This window comes from Kitasatospora sp. NPDC097643, assembly GCF_040302625.1.
Lineage (GTDB): Bacteria > Actinomycetota > Actinomycetes > Streptomycetales > Streptomycetaceae > Kitasatospora.
The window spans coordinates 100,510-118,194 of the sequence record NZ_JBEOSA010000014.1; the positions used below are offsets into that span (position 1 = coordinate 100,510).

General features: G+C 74.4%; 18 protein-coding genes. 4 read left to right on the forward strand and 14 right to left on the reverse strand.

Annotated features, from left to right (window positions below):
• Position 1: 1 nt before the first annotated feature.
• Both ABTY15_RS12500 and metF read right to left on the reverse strand, forming a co-directional pair.
• A complete protein-coding gene (locus ABTY15_RS12500; RefSeq protein WP_350580800.1) occupies positions 2–1,204 on the reverse strand; it encodes a permease in 1,203 nt (400 codons plus the stop codon).
• A 145-nt stretch (positions 1,205–1,349) separates the two neighbouring features.
• The gene (metF, locus tag ABTY15_RS12505; RefSeq protein ID WP_350580803.1) at positions 1,350–2,279 is read right to left on the reverse strand and encodes a methylenetetrahydrofolate reductase [NAD(P)H]; all 930 of its coding nucleotides are present in this window, start codon (positions 2,277–2,279) and stop codon (positions 1,350–1,352) included.
• Positions 2,280–2,530: 251 nt separating this feature from the next.
• Here metF and ABTY15_RS12510 point away from each other — a divergent pair, with 251 nt between their 5' ends.
• Positions 2,531–2,848, forward strand: a complete 318-nt coding sequence (locus ABTY15_RS12510; RefSeq protein ID WP_350580806.1) for a heavy-metal-associated domain-containing protein — start codon at positions 2,531–2,533, stop codon at positions 2,846–2,848.
• Positions 2,849–2,985: 137 nt separating this feature from the next.
• On the opposite strand, the gene ABTY15_RS12515 is transcribed toward ABTY15_RS12510, so the two are convergent.
• Together ABTY15_RS12515 and ABTY15_RS12520 are read right to left on the reverse strand one after the other, a co-directional pair.
• Positions 2,986–3,528, reverse strand: a complete 543-nt coding sequence (locus tag ABTY15_RS12515) for an MOSC domain-containing protein (RefSeq protein WP_350580808.1) — start codon at positions 3,526–3,528, stop codon at positions 2,986–2,988.
• A 72-nt stretch (positions 3,529–3,600) separates the two neighbouring features.
• Complete coding sequence (locus ABTY15_RS12520; protein WP_350580811.1) at positions 3,601–4,272, reverse strand: TetR/AcrR family transcriptional regulator; 672 nt, start codon at positions 4,270–4,272, stop codon at positions 3,601–3,603.
• A gap of 93 nt (positions 4,273–4,365) precedes the next feature.
• Here ABTY15_RS12520 and ABTY15_RS12525 point away from each other — a divergent pair, with 93 nt between their 5' ends.
• A complete protein-coding gene (locus ABTY15_RS12525) occupies positions 4,366–5,961 on the forward strand; it encodes an FAD-dependent monooxygenase (RefSeq protein WP_350580814.1) in 1,596 nt (531 codons plus the stop codon).
• 43 nt (positions 5,962–6,004) lie between these two features.
• On the opposite strand, the gene ABTY15_RS12530 is transcribed toward ABTY15_RS12525, so the two are convergent.
• Positions 6,005–6,409: a DUF4345 domain-containing protein gene (locus ABTY15_RS12530; RefSeq protein ID WP_350580816.1), complete on the reverse strand. Its 405-nt coding sequence runs from the start codon at positions 6,407–6,409 to the stop codon at positions 6,005–6,007.
• A gap of 107 nt (positions 6,410–6,516) precedes the next feature.
• On the opposite strand from ABTY15_RS12530, the gene ABTY15_RS12535 reads away from it, so the two are divergent.
• Together ABTY15_RS12535 and ABTY15_RS12540 are read left to right on the forward strand one after the other, a co-directional pair.
• Positions 6,517–7,158: a TetR/AcrR family transcriptional regulator gene (locus tag ABTY15_RS12535; RefSeq protein WP_350580819.1), complete on the forward strand. Its 642-nt coding sequence runs from the start codon at positions 6,517–6,519 to the stop codon at positions 7,156–7,158.
• Between the two features lie 151 nt (positions 7,159–7,309).
• Positions 7,310–8,512, forward strand: a complete 1,203-nt coding sequence (locus ABTY15_RS12540) for a cytochrome P450 (protein WP_350580821.1) — start codon at positions 7,310–7,312, stop codon at positions 8,510–8,512.
• 302 nt (positions 8,513–8,814) lie between these two features.
• Here ABTY15_RS12540 and ABTY15_RS12545 read toward each other — a convergent pair whose 3' ends face one another.
• The 9 genes from ABTY15_RS12545 to ABTY15_RS12585 form a co-directional block, all read right to left on the reverse strand.
• Positions 8,815–9,120: a hypothetical protein gene (locus tag ABTY15_RS12545; RefSeq protein ID WP_350580823.1), complete on the reverse strand. Its 306-nt coding sequence runs from the start codon at positions 9,118–9,120 to the stop codon at positions 8,815–8,817.
• A gap of 241 nt (positions 9,121–9,361) precedes the next feature.
• Positions 9,362–10,198: a class II fructose-bisphosphate aldolase gene (locus ABTY15_RS12550; RefSeq protein ID WP_350580826.1), complete on the reverse strand. Its 837-nt coding sequence runs from the start codon at positions 10,196–10,198 to the stop codon at positions 9,362–9,364.
• Entirely contained in the window at positions 10,186–11,184 is a 999-nt protein-coding gene (locus ABTY15_RS12555; protein ID WP_350580829.1) for a 1-phosphofructokinase family hexose kinase, read from the reverse strand. Before ABTY15_RS12555 ends, ABTY15_RS12550 begins: the two co-directional genes overlap by 13 nt.
• Positions 11,181–12,221: an ROK family protein gene (locus ABTY15_RS12560; protein ID WP_350580832.1), complete on the reverse strand. Its 1,041-nt coding sequence runs from the start codon at positions 12,219–12,221 to the stop codon at positions 11,181–11,183. Before ABTY15_RS12560 ends, ABTY15_RS12555 begins: the two co-directional genes overlap by 4 nt.
• Positions 12,218–13,090, reverse strand: coding sequence for an SIS domain-containing protein (locus tag ABTY15_RS12565; RefSeq protein WP_350580835.1), 873 nt, complete (start codon positions 13,088–13,090; stop codon positions 12,218–12,220). Before ABTY15_RS12565 ends, ABTY15_RS12560 begins: the two co-directional genes overlap by 4 nt.
• Before the next feature lie 288 nt (positions 13,091–13,378).
• Complete coding sequence (locus ABTY15_RS12570; RefSeq protein ID WP_350580838.1) at positions 13,379–15,028, reverse strand: amidohydrolase; 1,650 nt, start codon at positions 15,026–15,028, stop codon at positions 13,379–13,381.
• A complete protein-coding gene (locus ABTY15_RS12575; RefSeq protein ID WP_350580841.1) occupies positions 15,025–15,900 on the reverse strand; it encodes a PaaX family transcriptional regulator in 876 nt (291 codons plus the stop codon). Before ABTY15_RS12575 ends, ABTY15_RS12570 begins: the two co-directional genes overlap by 4 nt.
• A gap of 101 nt (positions 15,901–16,001) precedes the next feature.
• Positions 16,002–16,706: a maleate cis-trans isomerase family protein gene (locus ABTY15_RS12580; protein ID WP_502893485.1), complete on the reverse strand. Its 705-nt coding sequence runs from the start codon at positions 16,704–16,706 to the stop codon at positions 16,002–16,004.
• Between the two features lie 44 nt (positions 16,707–16,750).
• Positions 16,751–17,668 carry a fumarylacetoacetate hydrolase family protein gene (locus tag ABTY15_RS12585; RefSeq protein WP_350580846.1) on the reverse strand — a complete coding sequence of 306 codons (918 nt, stop codon included), beginning with the start codon at positions 17,666–17,668 and terminating at the stop codon, positions 16,751–16,753.
• Positions 17,669–17,685: the final 17 nt, after the last annotated feature.

Sequence of the window (17,685 nt, forward strand, 5' to 3'; positions counted from 1 at the left end):
CTCAGTGGTGGTGGTGCGCTTCGCCCTGCCCGGCGGCCGGCGGTGCGGCAGGTGGTCCGGCAGGCGGTGCGGCCGGGGGTGCGCCGCCCATCATGCGGAGCATCGCCGCGCCGCCGGTCCGGAAGAAGCGGACGACCAGGGCGGCCCCGAGCAGCAGGAAGACGATGTTGAGCCAGGTGGTGTAGTTCCACTCGACGCCCTCCATCGGGATCTCCGCGTCGTGCTGGTCGGGGATCAGCCCGAGGGCGCCGAAGACCAGCTCGACCGCGTACCCGGCCACCACCATCGCGACGTAGAAGGTCGCCAGCAGGAACAGCGCCGTCCGGCGCCCGTAGTACTTCCGGTAGATGTTCAGGATCGGCAGGATCAGCAGGTCGGCGAAGATGAAGGAGACGACCCCGCCGAAGCTGATCCCGCCCTTCCACAGCACCACCGCGAGCGGCACGTTGCCGATCGAGCAGACGAAGGAGGCGATCGCCACCAGCGGGCCGACCAGCGGACCCCAGAGCTTGGCCGCGAGCGGGTGCTCGACGAAGAAGAAGGCCTGCCAGAACTCGTCCGGCACCCAGGCGGCGATCGCGCCGGCGATCAGCAGACCGAGCACCAGGTCCCGGAGGATGGCCGCCCACTCCATCACGAAGACGTGCGACACGGCGGTGGCGCCCCGGCCGGACAGCAGCCGCCGGGCGAAGGAGCCCTCCCCCGTCACCGACATGTCCATCGCCGCGTGGCCCTCCATCGAACCGGCCCGCCCGTGCCCGGCCTGCTCGCGGGCCTCGGCCAGCAGCCCCGGGCGCAGGAACAGCCGGAACAGCAGCGCGAGGACCACGATCATCACCGGTCCGCCGAAGAACTCCGCCGCGGTGAACTGCCAGCCCAGCAACAGGGCCAGGATCACGCCGAGTTCGACGACCAGGTTGGTGGAGGCGATCTCGAAGGCCATCGCGGCGGTGAAGTCCGCGCCCTTGCGGAACAGCGAGCGGGCCAGCGCCACGGCCGCGTAGGAGCAGGAGGAGGAGGCCGCACCGAGCCCGGCGGCGACCGCGAGGGTGCGCGGGCGGTCGTCGCCGAGCAGCCGGACCACGGTCGCCTTGTGGACGACGGCCTGCACCACGGCGGACAGCAGGAACCCGAGGATCAGTGCCCAGGTGATCTCCCAGGTCATCGCCCCGGTGATGGACAGCGCGTGCAGGATCGCGTGCAAGGTGGTCCGCCTTCCGGGTGCTTCCGGGGTGCCGTGGGGGCCGTGGGTACGCCGGGCGCGGGTCTCCGGCGGCTCCCGCACCTTCCCGGGCCGGAACGGTATACCCATGCAGGGTATTCGGACGCCGTGCCGCGCCGGGCTTCCGTCAGACGCGCCCCCCGATCAGCTGCCGGTCCGTCCGGTCCAGCCCGAGGTTGCGGTGGATCTCCAGGGCGGCCGTGGAGCGGTTCAAGGTGATGAAGTGCAGGCCGGGCACGCCCTCGCGGAGCAGGCGTTCGGCCATCCGGGTGGCGTGGTCGACGCCGATCCGGTGCGCCGCCGCCCGGTCGGTGCGGGCCGCCTCCAGCCGGGCGGCGAGCGGCGCGGGGAAGCTCGCGCCGCTGAGCTCGGCGAAGCGGGCGATCTGCCGGACGTCGGTGGCGGGCATGATCTCCGGGATCACCGGGGTGTCGCAGCCCGCGGCGGCCAGCCGGTCACGCAGCCGCAGGTAGTGCTCGACCTCGAAGAACATCTGGGTGACGGCGTAGTCGGCGCCCGCCCGGCACTTGGCGACAAAGTGCCGGATGTCCTCCGCCCAGTCCGCCGAGCGCGGGTGGCGCTCCGGGAAGGCGGCCACGCCGACCGTGAACGCCCCGCACTCCTTGACCAGGCGGACCAGTTCGACGGCGTGCCGCAGGCCCTGCGGGTGCGGCTGCCAGACCCCGTTCGGATCGCCCGGCGGGTCGCCGCGCAGCGCGAGCACGTCGCGGATACCGACGTCGGCGTAGCGCCGCAGCACGGCCTGGAGCTCGGCCGTCGAGTGGCCGACGGCGGTGAGGTGGGCCACCGGGCGCAGGGTGGTCTCGGCGGCGATCCGCTCAGTGGTCCCGATGGTCCGGTCGCGCGAGGAGCCGCCGGCGCCGTAGGTGACGGAGACGAAGGTCGGCGCGACCGCCTCCACCCGCCGGATCGCGGCCCACAGGGCGCGTTCGCCGGCCTCGTCCTTGGCGGGGAAGAACTCGAAGGAGTACGTCCGTTCGCCGGCCGCCAGGATCTCGCGCAGTCCGCGCGGCCCGGGTCGGGTGGTGTCGTCCATGGGTGTCACCTCGGGGAGTGGGGCCAGTGGTGCCGGGGGGGCGGGTCCGCGCCGATTGCGGGTCGCCGCTCCACCCTGCCCGGAGACCCGCAAGGGCAGCGTCACAAGGGCGGCCAGACGGGCGATCGAGGATCCCTGGAGACGGTCCCCGCACTACCGCTAGATACCCTAGGGGGGTATGGTATGTTCAGACGTAGAGACGCCGGCCGGACGGTTGGCCGACGCCGGGCACTGACGACAGGAGCACACCCATGACCGAGATCACCGTCACCGTCGAGTCGCCCTCCGCCGAGGCCGCCTCCTCCTGCTGCGGCTCGTGCGGCACCGGCGCGGCCCCCGCCGCCGTGTCCGCCGGAAGCGCGGTCTTCCAGGTGCAGGGCATGACCTGCGGCCACTGCGTCACCTCGGTGACCGCCGAGCTGAAGAAGCTCGACGGCGTCACCGACGTCGCCGTGGACCTCGCCACCGGCCGGGTCACCGTCGACAGCACCGCCCCGCTCACCGACTCCGCCGTCGCCGCCGCCATCGACGAGGCCGGCTACGAGCTGGTCGGCCGCCTCACCGCCTGACCGCCACCCGCCCATCAGGGCACCCGCACGTCGGCCCGGACGACCCGCAGTCCGTCCGGGCCGACTTTCCTCATTCCGGGCCGATACCCCCCAGAGGTGTCCCCGGCCGCGGCGCCGCCCCGCGCCGCCCCGCGCCGTCAGACCCGTTCGAGCGGCCGGTGCGGACCCTCCGGCAGTTCCACCGCGATCGGGTCCCCGGGCCGGACCACACCGCCCGCCCGCACCACGCTCATGATCCCGGCCCGGCGCACCACGTTCCCCCGCGCGTCGCGGCCGACGACCCGCTTCAGCAACCCCTCCTGGTAACCGTCGATCTGCAGACAGGGGTTGCGCAGCCCGGTCACCTCCAGCTCCGCCTCCGCACCGATCCGCAGCACCGCGCCCACCGGCAGCCCGAGCAGGTCCACGCCCCGGGTGGTGATGTTCTCGCCGAGCGCCCCCGGCTCCACCGCGAACCCCGCCTCGCCGAGCTCGGTGAACAGCTCCTGGTGCATCAGGTGCACCTGCCGCAGGTTCGGCTGCGTCGGGTCCTGCGCGACCCGCGACCGGTGTTTCACCGTCACCCCCGCGTGCACGTCACCCTCCACTCCGAGACCCGCGAGCAGCGTGATGCTCGCGCGGTTCGGCTTGGTGAACGAGTACTCGCCATTGCTGCTGACCGCCACCACGGTGCCGCTCATCCCCGGACCCCTTTCCACGCACCGACCTCCGATCGTGCCGGGCACGAGCCTAGTCATCGGGTACGCGCCCGGTCAGTCGACGGACGGCGCCCCGAGCAGCGGGAGGACGACCTCGTCGAGGATCTCGTCGACGACGTGGTCGGGCGGGACGGCTCCGCCGGTCAGGAAGGCGTCGCGCAGCAGGTCCAGCGGGAGGGTCACGACGCGCGGGGTGAGCCGCCGCGGGTTGATCTCGCCGCGGTCGGCGGCGCGGCGCATCAGCGTGGACAGGGTGCTGACCGGCCCCTCCGCGGTCAGCCCGCCGCGGAAGCGGGTGCGCAGGTCGGGGTCGCGCAGCAGGTCGAGCAGGAAGCCGTGCACGGCGTCCGTCGGCAGGTCGTCGAAGCGGTGCAGCAGGTCGCGCAGGAACGCCGCCAGGTCGGAGCGCAACTCGCCGGTGTCGGGCGGGGCCTGGTAGTCGGGGGCGTTGCGGCCGAGGGCGGCGATGACCAGCGCGGCGCGGTTGGGCCAGCGGCGGTAGAGCACCGGCTTGCTGGTCTGCGCGCGGGCGGCGACGCCGTCCATGGTGAGGCGGTCGTAGCCGTGGTCGGCGAGTTCGGCCCAGACGGCGTCGAGGATCGCCCGTTCCAACTCGTCGCCGCGCCGGCGGGAGGCCTTGCCGCCACCCGGCGCCGCTGCCCCGCGCGCACCACCCGGCGCCGCCGCTGCCCCGCCCGTCGCGCTGTCGCCCACCGTGTCGCGCACCCGACCTCATAGATACGTTGCGTTTCTTATCGGGGCCAATCTACAGTCGGAAGCAAGAAACGCGCCGTATCTTATTGGCAGGGGGAATCCGCCATGCACGCATACCGATCGCCCTCCCGATCGGCCGACGTCCTCGTCGTCGGCGCCGGCCCGGTGGGCCTCGCGCTCGCCCTCGGGCTGGCCCGCGCGGGTGTCGACTGCCGGATCGTCGAGCGCGAGCCGGAGTTCCGCGACCGCGGCGTCCGGGGCAAGGGCGTCAACGCCCGGACGCTGGAGGTGTTCGACGACCTCGGCGTCGTCGACGCGGTCCTCGCCCGGGGCGAGCTCAACCTCAAGGTCCGTACCTACCAGGGCAGTCGGCTCGTCCAGGAGGTCGACCCCGGGCCCACCAACCTCCCCACCCCCGACCGCCCGTACGCGGGCACGCTGCTGCTGGCCCAGCACCACACCGAGGCCGTCCTGCGCGAGGCCCTGGCCTCGTACGGAGTCGCGGTCGAGCCGGACACCGAACTGGTCGAGTACGGCCAGGACGTGGAGGGCGTCCTCGCCACCGTCCGGCAGGGGCAGCGGACGGAACGGTTCTCCGCCCGCTACCTGGTCGGCTGCGACGGCGGCCGCAGCACGGTCCGCCGGCTGGCCGGGATCCCGTTCCTCGGCGAGACCTGGGAGGAGGAACGGTTCCTCATGGCGTCGATGCACCTCGACGGCCTGCCCACCGACTCCCTGCACATCTGGAACCACCCCGAACTCGGCGTCGGCGCCCTCGCCCTCGTCCCGCTCCGCCAGGACGGCACCTGGGCCGTCCACGCCTCCGTGACCCCCGACGAGCACGGCGAACTGCCCGCGCCCGACCTGGACACCTTCCGCCGGCTGTTCACCGAACGGGCCGGCCTGCCCGACGTCAAGCTGCACGAGCCGACCTGGTCCAGCGTCTGGCGGCCGACCGTCCGGATGGTCGAGCGCTACCGGGACGGCCGGGTCCTGCTCGCCGGCGACGCCGCACACTGCCACTCCGCGGCGGGCGGCCAGGGAATGAACACCGGCATCCAGGACGCGCACAACCTGGCCTGGAAGCTGGCGGCCGTCCTCGGCGGCGCGCCCGACCCCCTCCTCGACAGCTACCAGGCCGAGCGGCTGCCGGTCGCCCGCGCCGTCCTGGCCGCCACCTCCGCCCAGCACCGAGCCCTGTTCAGCGGTGGCGGCGCACAGGCCCTGGCCGAGCAGTTCGTCGACCCGGCCAACGCCGCCGGCGCCGACTTCACCGGACTGTCCGTCGGCTACCGGGGCGGACCGCTCGGCCGCGACCTCGACGGGACCACCGGCATCCGCGCCGGGGACCGCGCCCCGGACGCCCCCTGCGCCACCGCCGACGGCGGGCCCGCCCGGCTCTTCGACCTCTTCCGGGGGCCGCACTTCACCCTGCTGACCTTCGGCACGCCGTCGGCCGCGGGCGCGGGCGCGGCGTCTGCCGCACCGGTCACCGCACCGGGGCTGCGCCGGGTCGCCGTCCTCGATCCGGACGGGCACGCCCGTCGTGCGTACGGGCTGAGCGGCGAGGCCGCCGTCCTGGTCCGGCCGGACGGCTACGTCTCGCTGACCGCAGGCGCCCCCTCGCTCACCGAGGGCGCCCTCGACCCGGGGGTGCTCACCGCCCACCTCCGCGCCTTCGGCCCGGTCCTGGGCGGCTGACCGACTCTCGGCCCGACGCCTGACGCCTGCCGTGACGTAACGCCTAACGCGACGCCGCCACCTGCATCGCCGCCGCCTTCTCGTCCGCGTCCGCGAGCAGGAAGTAGACCGGCGAGAGCCCGAGTTCGATCGCCATCAGCACCAGCTGGAACCCGTGCGGCCGCCCGTCCACCACGATCGACAGGACCCGGCCGAGGCCGCCCAGCAGGAACACCGCCGTCAGCCACCGCACCACCCGGGCGGGCACCGGCGCCTGCCGGGCGGCCCACACCCAGGCCGCCCCGTACCCGGCGAAGATCGCCCCCATGAACCGGCCGAAGCTGCCGACCGTCGCGCCCGCGTCCTCCGCGCCCGGGGTCGCGGCGTTGCCGCCCAGGACGTGGTAGAGCCCGATCGCCACGCACGCGACCCCCATGATCCACGCGAGCACCCGCAGAGCCCTGGCCATGACGCACCCACCCCGTTTCCGGTCTCCCGGTTTCCCGGGCCTCTAGTTGACACGTGTCTACTACGCTAGCGCCGCCTGGTAGACACGTGTCAAGTAGCCTGTCCGGCATGTCTCCCCTCCCTTCCGGCGAGCGACGTCGGCGCCTCTCCCCCGCCGACCGCCGCGCGCAGCTCCTCGCCGTCGGCGCGAGCCTGTTCGCCGCCCGCCCGTACGAGGAGGTGCTGATGGAGGAGGTCGCCGAGAAGGCCGGCGTCTCCCGCGCCCTGCTCTACCGTCACTTCGCCAGCAAGCACGAGCTGTTCGCCGCCGTCTACCAGCAGGCCGCCGACGAACTGCTGGTGAAGTCCCGCATCGACCCGGCCGACACGCTCGTCGAACAGCTCGTCGAGGGCATGGACGCCCACCTCGACTACTTCATCGCCAACCGCGCCGCCGTCCTCGCCGCCAACCGCGTCCTGGCCGGCGACCCGGTGATCCAGACGATCATCGACAACGAGCTCGACACCCTCCGCGCCCGCCTGCTGGCCGGACTCCCGCTCGCCGGAGTCCCATTGGCCGACGAACGCGCCCGGCAGGCCGCCTCGCAGATCCTGCGGAGCTGGCTGGTGTTCGTCCGGGTGCTGGTCGTCGACTGGCTCACCGAGGAGACCTGCACCCGCACCGAACTGCGCGACGCCTGCATCGGCGCCGCCCTCGGCGCCCTCCGGCCGCTGCTGCCCGCCGACCCGGCGCCCGAGTGGCCGCGCTGAACGCGCCGGACGGGAGCGGGTCGCTACGATCGGGTTTCCACGGGGTCTCACACCCCAAGTCCCGCTGAAAATACGACAGTTGGATGGTCGCTTCGGTCGCCTCGACTGGTAGTCGCCTCGACTGTCGGTCAGCCCGACCCCGAAGGCCCCCATGCCCTCCACCGCTCCGCCCCCGTCCCCCGCGCTCCCCCCGCTGCACCGGCTCCCCTTCACCCCCGCGGGCCCGCCCCACCCGACCACGCTCCCCGACGGCACCCCCGCCTGGCTGGTGACCCGTTACCACGACGTCCGACAGGTCCTCACCGACCCCGGCTTCACCCGGGACGGGCTGCACGACATCGGCACCCCCGGCGGTGGCGCCGAGGTCTCCAGCAACCCGGCGTCCATGTTCAACCACGACGGGCCCGCCCACCGCCGGCTCCGCGGCACCGTCCAACGCGCCTTCACCGCACGCGCGATCGCCACCTGGCACCCCTGGGTCGCCGAGATCGTCCAACAGGCCGTCGACCGCCTCGTCGCCACCGGCCCGCCCGCCGACCTCGTCGACGCCTTCACCCGGCCGGTCCCCTTCGCGGTCACCAGCCGACTGATGGGCCTGGACGGGCCGGACCGCCTCGACGAGGAACGCCTCCGCCGCTGGACCCACGCCCTGCTCGCCGAGGGCGGGCCGGACGACGACACCGAACCCGACCGCGCGTCGGCCCTCGCCGAGTTCCTCGCCTTCGCCACCGACCTGATCGCCCGCCGCCGCCGCACCCCCGGCGACGACCTGATCAGCCGCCTCGTCCAGAACGCCGACCAGGACGGCGGCATCCCCGACGAATCACTCGTCTACCTGGTCTGCGGCCTCACCGCCAGCGGCAACGAGAGCGTCACCGGCGCGCTCGGCAACGCGCTCGTCTACCTGCTCGGCGAACGCCCCGCCCACTGGCGCCGGCTCGCCGACCCCACCACCACCGAACACACCACCGAACGCCTCCTCCACTTCATCCCCCTCGGCGACGACGAGACCACCACCCGGCGCGCCGTCCGCCCCGCCGAACTCGGCGGCGTCCCCATCCCCGCCGGCGCTGTCCTCGCCGTCAGCCTCAACAGCGCCAACCGCGACCCCGCGGTCTTCCCCGACACCCTCGACGACGACCTCGCCGCACCCCTCGCCGCACCCACCCTCGCCTTCAGCGCCGGCCCCCACTACTGCCTCGGCGCCTGGCGGATGCGGCTCGAACTCCGCGAATCCCTCCAGCGCCTGGCCACCGCCCTCCCCGACCTCCGGCTCACCACCCCCGTCAGCCACCTCGCCTGGCAACCCGGCACCACAACCCGCAGCCCCACCCACCTGCCCGCCACCTGGTGACCAACCCGGGCGCGCCGGCCTCGCACCCCCTGACACCTCCTCTCCCCTCCGCCGGGCCCGCGCCCGCGCCCGCGCCCTGCGCTCCACCAGGGAAAATTATGTAGACCGGTCTACATTTTCTAGGCTGAAATCGCGCCGAATATGTCGATCGGTCTACAGATTTCCCTGCACCACCACAACCAGCTGCGCAGGAAGCCGGCCAGGCCGACTTCCTGCGCAGCCCCGCCCATCGCCCGGACGATATGTAGACCGGTCTGCATATTTTGGGCCGGCATCCGAGGGCGGAGAACGGGGACCCGGGGTCAGCGGGCGCCCAGGACCCCCTGCACCCACAGGGTCGCCGACTCGGCGGCGGCGCGGCGGGTGGCGTACACGGTGAGGGTGCCGCCGATCGCGCCGATGACGCCGATCAGGGCGAAGGACAGGCCCATGAAGCCGGGCAGCAGCCAGCGGCCGCCCACGAGGGAGAGGGCGGCGCCCGCCCCGAGGCCCAGGAGGACGGTGTCGACGGGCCGGCGGCGCGCGAGGGAGGCGGCGGCCCAGGCCACCAGGTAACCGGCGCTCGCGAACATGGTGGACAGCATCACGAGGAACATCACGTCGATCATGCTGGCGATCCTAGGAGGAGGCTCCCGGACCGTTCGTCCTTCCGCGGGCGGACCCGGCCACCGCCCCACTCCTCCTCCCGGCGTACGCGAACGGACTGTCCGGGACACCAGGTCGCCTGGCTGCCGAGCTGGCAGGCTGCCGGGTTGCCGTGGTGCGCCCCGCAGCACGGCAACCCCGCAGCCCGGGAGCCGCTACGGCCGACCGCACCGATCAGGGCCGCACCGATCAGGGCCGCACCGATCAGGCGGCCCGGAGCACCGACAGCAGGCGGGCGACCTCGTCGGCCACCGAGGCGCGGCCGGCGCCCAGGTAGCGCCGGGTGTCGACCAGCTGCGGCTGCTCCCCGAGGCAGGCACGGACCGCCGCGGTGAACGCCTTGTTGAGGTGGGTGGCGATGTTCACCTTGGTCATGCCGTGCTCGACGGCCGCCGCCAGGTGGTCGTCGGCGACGCCGGAGGAGCCGTGCAGCACCAGCGGCACCGGAACGGCCCGGTCGAGGGCGGCGATCAGGTCCAGGTCGAGCACGGCGTCGCGGGTCAGCATGGCGTGCGAGCTGCCGACCGCGACGGCGAGCGCGTCCACGCCGGTGGCGGCGACGAAGGCCGCCGCCTCCTCGGGGTCGGTCCGGACGCCGGGCGCGTGCACGCCGTCCTTGCCGCCGATCTCGCCCAGTTCGGCCTCCACCCAGACGCCCTCCGCGTGGCAGCGGGCCACCACGTCGGCGGTGGCCCGGACGTTGGCCTCGTAGTCGAGCGCGGACGCGTCGAACATGACGGAGGTGAAGCCGAGTTCGACCCCCTCGCGGACCAGTTCGGCGGAGGTCACGTGGTCGAGGTGCAGCGCGACCGGCACCCGGGCGGCGTCGGCCACGGCCAGGGCGGCCCGGCCGATCGGGGCGAGCGCGCCGTGGTAGCGCACCGCGTTCTCGCTGATCTGCAGGATCACCGGGGCCCCGGCCCGCTCCGCCCCGGCGACGATCGCCTCGGCGTGTTCCAGCTGGATGACGTTGAAGGCGCCGACGCCCTGTCGGTGCCGGGCGGCTGGCTCGACGATCGAGCCGGTGGCTACGAGGGGCATGGTTCTTCCTGAGGGCCGGAGGAGGGGGTGGTTCGGGAGGGGGTGGTTCGGGCCGGGACCGGGCCGGCCGGGTAGACCGGCCGGACCTGGACCAGCGGCAGCAGCCGTCGGTGGTCGGCCGGGTCGAAGCTCCCGGCGAGCGGGGCCAGCACGGTCGCGGCGGAGAGCGCGACCGCGTCGGCGAGCCGTTCGGGCCAGGGGGTGCGGGTGACGAGGCCGACGGTGAGCGCGGCGACGGCCGAGTCGCCGGCGCCGGTCGGGTTGCCGCGCACCTGCTCGGGCGGGCGGGCCCGCCAGTCGCCGTCCGGGGTGCTGGCGAGCAGGCCGCCTGGGCCGAGCGAGACGACGACGGCCCGGGCGCCGGCGGCACGCAGCATCCGCGCGCCGGTCAGCGGGTCCACCGGGCCTGCGGTGGCGGCGAGTTCGGCCGCGTTGGGCTTGACCAGCGCGGGCCCGGCGGGCAGGCCGGCGCGCAGCGCGGGGCCCTCCGCGTCGAGGACGGCGGGGACGCCCGCCTCCACGGCGAGGGCGACCAGCGTCCCGTACGCGTCCGGGGGGACGCCGACCGGCAGCGAGCCGGACAGCACCACGGCCTGGGCGGTGCGCAGCAGCCGGCGGTAGCGGACGGTGAAGTCGGACCACTCCTCGGCGCTGACGACGGGCCCGGGTTCCAGGTAGACGGTGGCGTCGCCGGCCGTCTGCTCGACCACCGTGACGGTACGCCGGGTCTCGCCCTCGACCGGGACGAGTTCGTCGCGCAGTCCGGCGGCCGCGAGGTCGGCGCGCAGGGCGTGCCCGGTGGTGCCGCCGGCCAGTCCGGTGACGACGGTGTCGTGGCCGAGGGCGGCGAGCACCCGGGCGACGTTGACGCCCTTGCCGCCGGCCCGTTGGGTGACGGTGTCGATCCGGTTGCTGCCGTGCTGGGCCACCCGGTCGAGCCGGTAGGTGATGTCGACGGCCGCGTTGAGGGTGACGGTGAGGATCACGACGAGCCTCCGGTCGGCGGGTTCTGGGCGGGCACCTCGCGCCCCGGTGCCTCGCGCTCCGGCGCCTCGCGCACCAGCGGCGAGCCCTCCGGCACCGAGCCCTCCGGCACCGGGCCCTCCGGCACCTCCCGCTCCAGCAGGTCCCGGGCGAGCAGTGCGGCGCCCAGGCAGCCCGCGCGGTGGCCGAGTTCGGCGGCGACCAGCCGGGGCGCGGTCCGGAAGGCCAGCCGAGCGGCGAGCGCGGTGGCCAGCGGGCCGAGCAGGTCCTCGCCGGCCCGGGCGAGGCCGCCGCCGATCACGATCCGCTCCGGGTCGAGCAGGGTGACGGTGGCGGTCAGGCCGTCGGCGAGCGCCTCGACGGCCTCGGTCCAGACCTCCACGGCGGCGGGTTCGCCGGCGGCCGAGCGCCGGTGCACCTCGTCCGCGCCGACGCCGGGCAGGCCGGTGCGGTGCTCGTACCGGCGGGCGATCGCCCCGGCGGAGGCGACGGTCTCCAGGCAGCCCCGGCCGCCGCAGGCGCAGCGGTCACCGCCGGGCCGGACGGTGAGGTGACCGAGTTCGCCGGCCGCCCCGAGGGCGCCGGTGACGGCCCGGCCGTCGGTCATGACGGCGGCGGCGATGCCGGTGCCGACCGGGACGAAGACGAAGGAGGCGCTGCCGCGTCCGGCGCCGAGGCGGGCCTCGGCGAGGCCGCCGGCGCGGACGTCGTGGCCGAACGCGACCGGGAGACCGAGGTGTTCGGCCAGCCAGGCGCGGATCGGGACGTCCTGCCAGTCGAGGTTGACGGCGCGGCGGACGGTCCCGGTGGCCTCGTCGACCAGGCCGGGCACGACCACCCCGGCGGCCCGGGGCGGGGTGCCTGCGCGCCGGGCGAGCTCGACGAGGTCGGCGGCCCGGCCGAGCACGGTGTCGACGACGGCGCCGGCGCCGCGTCCGGACCGGGTGAGCCAGCGTTCGGTCTGCAGGACGGTCCCGTCCTCGGCCACGACCGCGCCCTTGAGCTCGGTGCCGCCGACGTCCAGGGCTATGACGGTCACGGCTGGTCGAGGATGATCGAACGGGTCAGGTTGCGCGGCTGGTCGGGGTCCAGGCCGCGGCGCTCGGCCAGGGCGACGGCGAGCCGCTGGGCGCGGACGAGGTCGGCCAGCGGGTCGAGGCCGGAGCTGACGGCGGTCGCGCCGGTGGCACGGACCTGCTCCAGCAGGCCGGCCGGCGGCGCGCCGAAGAACCAGACGACCCGGCCGGGGGCGCTGATGCTGATCGGGCCGTGCCGGTACTCCATGGCCGGGTAGGACTCGGTCCAACTGCCGGACGCCTCACGGAGCTTGAGGGCGGCCTCGTGGGCCAGGCCGACCGTCCAGTCGGTGCCGAGGAAGGTGAACTGCTCGGCTCTGACGGCCTCCTCGGGCAGCTCGTCGAGGACGGCGGTGCGGGCCTGCTCGGGCAGGTCGGCGGGGGCCTGCCCGAGGTGGGCGCGCAGCAGGACCAGGGCGGTGGTGGCGAACCGGGTCTGGACGACGGACTTCTCGTCGGCGAAGGAGAGGTCGACGACGGTGCCGGCGGCGGTGGTGACGGGGGTGGCGAGGTCGCCGGTGATGGCCGTGGTCGCGGCGGCCCGGGTGCGGGCGAGGGCGTCCAGGACCTCGGTGGTGGTGCCTGAGCGGGTGATCGCGAGCACCCGGTCGTAGCTGCGGGCTTCCGGGAGCTCGGAGGCGGCGAAGGCGTCGGTCTCGCCGAGGCCGGCGGCCTCGCGCAGGGCCGCGTAGGCCTGCGCGATGTAGAGCGAGGTGCCGCAGCCGACGACGGCGACGCGCTCCCCCGGCTCGGGGAGGCCTTCGGGGGTCAGCTCCAGTGCCTGCGACCAGCACTCGGGCTGGCTGGCGATTTCCGCGATGACGTGGGACATCGGCTCTCCTGCGCGAAGTTTCACGGATGTGATCGAAACTGAGCACAAGATAGACGATTTGCGCAGCGATGAACACCCACGCCTCTGTGACGCCTGCCATGGCCGACGCCCACCGTAGTGATTCCGGGCAGCAGGGAGCCCCAAGAAGCGCCATGACCAGACGCGATCAACAGGGCAGGCTCGATTGAGCTATTTCAATCAGACGACAGTCAGATCTGCGCACGTCGCAGCAGGACCGGCAGCCCGGCAGGCCCGGCAGGCACCGCAGGACCCACAGGCCAGGCCCGCTCAGCCCCCGTACACCGTCCGCCCGCCGAGCACGGTGCGCAGCGGCCGGAGCGTGCGCAGCGCCTCGTCGGGGCAGCTCAGCGGGTCGACCGGCCAGAGGGTGAGGTCGGCGAGCGCGCCCGGTCGCAGACTGCCGCGCGGGGTGGGGTCACCGACCAGCCGGGCCGCGTCGACGGTGTGCAGGGCGATCGCCTCGGCGCGGGTGAGGGAGTGCTCGACGCCCTGCGGGCCGGCCACGGTCTGGCGGGTGGTCATGCCCCAGACCGAGATCATCGCGCCGTACGGCCCGACCGGGAAGTCGGAGCCGGCGGCCAGCTGTGCTCCCTCGTCGAGCCATTCGCGCAGCGGGAAGATCCCGCGGACGCGCTCGGCGCCCCAGGCCCGGATCTGGGCGGTGGCGGCGTCGTGCAGCAGCGGATGCTGGACGGTGACCGGGATGCCGAGGGCGATGGCCCGGGCCCGCTGGTCGGGGCGGGCCAGTCCGCCGTGTTCGACGACCAGGGTGCCGGGGGCGAGGCCGGGGCGCTCGGCGAGCACCTGCTCGTAGGCGTCGAGCAGGGCGCGCAGCCCGCGGTCGCCCCAGGCGTGCACCCCGACCCGCCAGCCGCGGTCGACCACCCGCCCGACGGCGGCGGCGAGTTCCCCGGGCTCCCAGAGCAACGTGCCGTGGTAGCAGGGGCGGCCCTCGTACGGCTCGTCCAGGGCGCCCGCCTCGATCCCGCCGTCGATGCCGAACTTGACGCCCCAGACGCGGAGTTGGTCGTCGCCCGAGTCGCGCCAGGGGGCCATCCGGTCGAGCAGGCCGTCGACCTGCTCGACGGTGCGGGCGCCGAAGCCGGAGACCAGGGCGCGGACCCGGACGCGCAACGCGTCGGCCTCGCGGGCGGCGCGCAGCACGTCCAGGTCCTCGACCGGGACGAGGCAGTCCCGGACCAGGCCGATGCCGGTGGCGGCGTAGTCGGCGGAGGCGGCCCGCAGGCCGTCGATGCGTTCGGCGAGGGCGGGGCGCGGCAGGACGCGTTCGGCGAGGGCGACGGCCTTGTCGACGAGTCGGCCGGTGAGCCGGCCGTGGTCGTCGCGCTCGATCACGCCACCGGGCGGGGCGTCGGTGTCGGCGGTGATGCCGGCCAGGCGCAGCGCGGGGGTGTTGAGCACCATGTTGTAGGCGCCCCGGCGGACCAGCACCGGGTGCCGGTCGGTGGCGGCGTCCAGTTCCCCGGTGCGGGGCAGGCGCTGCTCGGTGAGGTTGACCTCCTGCCAGTTGACGGTCGTACGGATCCACCGGCCGGGGGGCGTGCGGGCCGCGCGGTCGCGGATCATGCCGAGGAACTCGGCGAGGTCGCGGGCCTGGTGGACGGGGACGTCGTGCACGCTGTGGGCGGCGAGGATCAGGTGGGTGTGGGTGTCGTCGAAGGTGGGCAGCACGGTGGCACCGGGGGCGTCGAGGACGTCGGTGCCCGGGCCGATCAGGTGGTCCAGGCCGTCGGGGGTCGCGGAGAGCGCGGTGATCCGTCCGCCGGTGACGGCGAGGGCCCGTCGGGGCGCCTCGCCGGGCACCAGGGTGTGCACGGCGTCCGCGCGCACCACCAAGTCAGCGGAGGCGGGGGCGGATGCGAAGGTGGGGGAAGGGGAAGCGGCGGGGTCGGTCATGGTGGCTCCTCCGGGCGGGCGGGCCGCGACAGTCCGGTGACCTTCTCGACGTGGCACAGGCTGGGTTCGGCGAGCAGGGCGTGCAGTTCGGTGAAGAGCGCACGGGCCGCGACGGCGTTCCAGTCGGCCGGGAGCAGCGGCGCGGGCAGGCCCGGGTCGAGGTAGGGCAGCCGGCGCCACTGGGTGAGCATCGGGACGTACGTGCGGAACGCCTCGACCGCCTCGACCGGCGCCACCTCCTCGACCGTACCCACCGCCGGGTGGCGGCGCAGTTCGGCCGCGACCGGGTGCCAGGTCTCGGTGAACTCGGCGTACTGGGCCTCGATCGCCGGGAAGTCCCACCAGGTGCCGACCGCCTCGCGCAGTTCGGCGAAGCCCTCGTACTCGGAGCGGAAGAGGTGGACGTACGGGCTGAGGCCGAGGCGTTCCAGCAGTCGGCGGGCGGTCGGCAGGACGCGGGCGGGGGCGAGCCAGACGCCGGGGGCGGCGTTGCCGAAGCCGAGCCAGCTCAGCCGGGAGCGGAGCTGGTGACGGCTGGCGCGTTCGGACTCGGGGACGGAGAAGACGGCGACCACCCAGCCGTCGGCGAGTTCGGCGGGCTCCAGGCTGTGGAAGATCCGGTGGTCGCCCTCGTCGAAGACCGGTCCCATCGCGGGGCTGAGGCGGTAGCCGGTGGCGCCGTGCCGTTCCTGGAGCAGGGTGCCGGACTTCTTGAGACGGGAGATCGCGGACCGGACGGCCGGGGCGTCGACGTCGAGCTCGGCCATCAGGGCGATCAGGTCGGCGATCGAGATCCAGCCGCCGAGCCGGCGGACGAACTCACCGTAGACGGTGTGGATCAGCGAACTCGGTCTCGTCGTACCGTCCGCCATGGCGGCCCTCCTCCCGTGCCGGCTGCGCTCCCTCCACCTGCCCGCGCCTGCCGTGCGGCGTGATCATACTGTCGACGCGGGCAGCCGCCGGTCCGCTCGCGCTACGCGTAGGCGCCGGAGAGCAGCGTCCCCGCGCCAGGGGCGACGGCGGGCAGGCCGAGCGAGCGCAGCAGCTGGTGGGCGGTGCAGATGGCCGCCGAGACGACGGGTTTGCCGAGCCGCTGTTCGGCCTCCTCGACGGCGCCGAGCGAGGGCATCTGCACGCAGGCGGAGAGCACCACGGCGTCGGCCCCGCTGTGGGCGAGGCGCTCGGCGATGCCGGGCAGCCGGGCCGGGTCGTGGGCGGCGACGGCCAGGTTGTCGGCGATCTCCAGGGCCGCGTGGTCGATCACCTCGATGCCCTCGCCGGCCAGGTAGTCGACGACGGTCCGGGCGAGCGGGCGCAGGTAGGGGGCGACCATCGCGACCTTCTTCGCCCCGAGCGTGTGCAGCCCGGCGACCAGGGCGCCCGCGCTGGTGACCACGGGCGCGGGCGCGCCGTTCTCGACGGTGCGCCGGTGCAGCCGCTGTTCGGCCTCCCGGTGGTAGCCGGGGCCGGTGGCCATCACGGCGACCAGGCAGGCGTAGCCGAGGGCGTCGACCCGGGCGTCGGAGAGTTCGAGCGCGCAGCGGTCGGAGTCGGCGTCCATGGCGCGCAGCTGTTCGGGGGTGACGCGGGTCATCCGCATCCGGCTGGAGTGGAAGGTGAAGCGTTCGGGGGCGACGGCCTCCCGGGCCCGCAGCAGCGCCGGGACCTCGGTCTCCATGGTCACGTTGGAGCTGGGGACGATCTGGCCGATCCGGTACGTCCTCACCGGCCCGCCTCGTACGTGCGGGCGTCGACGACCGGGTTGGCGAGCGTGCCGATCCCCTCGATGGTCGCCTCGACCAGGTCGCCGGGCTGGAGGTACTGCGGCGGCACCATGCCGGCGCCGACGCCGGACGGCGAGCCGGTGGCGATGACGTCGCCGGGTTCGAGCGTCATGCCGGCGGAGATGTCGGCGATCAGCCGGGCGATGCCGAAGAGCATGTGCCGGGTGTTGGAGTCCTGTTTGACGGCGCCGTTGACGCGCAGCGAGAGGTCGAGGTTCTGCGGGTCGGGGATCTCGTCGGCGGTGACCACGACGGGGCCGAACGGGCAGTAGGAGTCCTGCCCCTTGGAGAAGAACCACTGCCCGGAGCGGCGTTGGTCGCGGGCGCTGAGGTCGTTCACGATGCTGTAGCCGAAAACGTGCCGCAGCGCGTCGGCCTCGTCGACCCGGCGGGCGGTGCGGCCGATCACGACGGCGAGTTCGACCTCCCAGTCGAGCTGTTTGGTGAGGTCGGCGTTGTGCAGGATCGGGCTGCCCGGGCCGGTGACGGCGGTGGCCGGCTTGCCGAACAGGACCGGCCGGGAGGGCAGTTCGCGGTCGGTGTCGAGCGAGCGGTGCGATTCGGCGACGTGCTCGACGTAGTTGAGGCCGACCCCGACGACCTTGCCGGGGCGCAGCGGCGCGCAGAGCGTGACCTCGGCGAGCGGGCGCAGGGCCTCGGCCGGGGCGGTGCCGAGCAGGGTGCGGGCGGCGGCCAGGGCCGGCTCGCCGGCCCGGATCAACCCGGCGAGGTCGGCGGGCAGTTGGGCTCCGGCGGCGTCGGCGAGCGCGGTCAGGTCGGCCACCCGCCCGCCGGTCAGCGCGCCGAGGCGCGGGGTGGCGGAGGCGCCGTCGGCGCGGTAGGTGAGCAGCTGCATGGTGGACGAACTCCTCG

Excerpts from the sequence above, each read along its gene's own strand:
- metF (WP_350580803.1), bottom strand. The coding sequence starts at position 2,279 with ATGGACGACACCACCCGACCCGGGCCGCGCGGACTGCGCGAGATCCTG.
- ABTY15_RS12510 (WP_350580806.1), top strand. The coding sequence starts at position 2,531 with ATGACCGAGATCACCGTCACCGTCGAGTCGCCCTCCGCCGAGGCCGCC.
- ABTY15_RS12515 (WP_350580808.1), bottom strand. The coding sequence starts at position 3,528 with ATGAGCGGCACCGTGGTGGCGGTCAGCAGCAATGGCGAGTACTCGTTC.
- ABTY15_RS12525 (WP_350580814.1), top strand. The coding sequence starts at position 4,366 with ATGCACGCATACCGATCGCCCTCCCGATCGGCCGACGTCCTCGTCGTC.
- ABTY15_RS12530 (WP_350580816.1), bottom strand. The coding sequence starts at position 6,409 with ATGGCCAGGGCTCTGCGGGTGCTCGCGTGGATCATGGGGGTCGCGTGC.
- ABTY15_RS12535 (WP_350580819.1), top strand. The coding sequence starts at position 6,517 with ATGTCTCCCCTCCCTTCCGGCGAGCGACGTCGGCGCCTCTCCCCCGCC.
- ABTY15_RS12540 (WP_350580821.1), top strand. The coding sequence starts at position 7,310 with ATGCCCTCCACCGCTCCGCCCCCGTCCCCCGCGCTCCCCCCGCTGCAC.
- ABTY15_RS12545 (WP_350580823.1), bottom strand. The coding sequence starts at position 9,120 with ATGATCGACGTGATGTTCCTCGTGATGCTGTCCACCATGTTCGCGAGC.
- ABTY15_RS12550 (WP_350580826.1), bottom strand. The coding sequence starts at position 10,198 with ATGCCCCTCGTAGCCACCGGCTCGATCGTCGAGCCAGCCGCCCGGCAC.
- ABTY15_RS12565 (WP_350580835.1), bottom strand. The coding sequence starts at position 13,090 with ATGTCCCACGTCATCGCGGAAATCGCCAGCCAGCCCGAGTGCTGGTCG.
- ABTY15_RS12570 (WP_350580838.1), bottom strand. The coding sequence starts at position 15,028 with ATGACCGACCCCGCCGCTTCCCCTTCCCCCACCTTCGCATCCGCCCCC.
- ABTY15_RS12575 (WP_350580841.1), bottom strand. The coding sequence starts at position 15,900 with ATGGCGGACGGTACGACGAGACCGAGTTCGCTGATCCACACCGTCTAC.
- ABTY15_RS12580 (WP_502893485.1), bottom strand. The coding sequence starts at position 16,706 with ATGGAGACCGAGGTCCCGGCGCTGCTGCGGGCCCGGGAGGCCGTCGCC.
- ABTY15_RS12585 (WP_350580846.1), bottom strand. The coding sequence starts at position 17,668 with ATGCAGCTGCTCACCTACCGCGCCGACGGCGCCTCCGCCACCCCGCGC.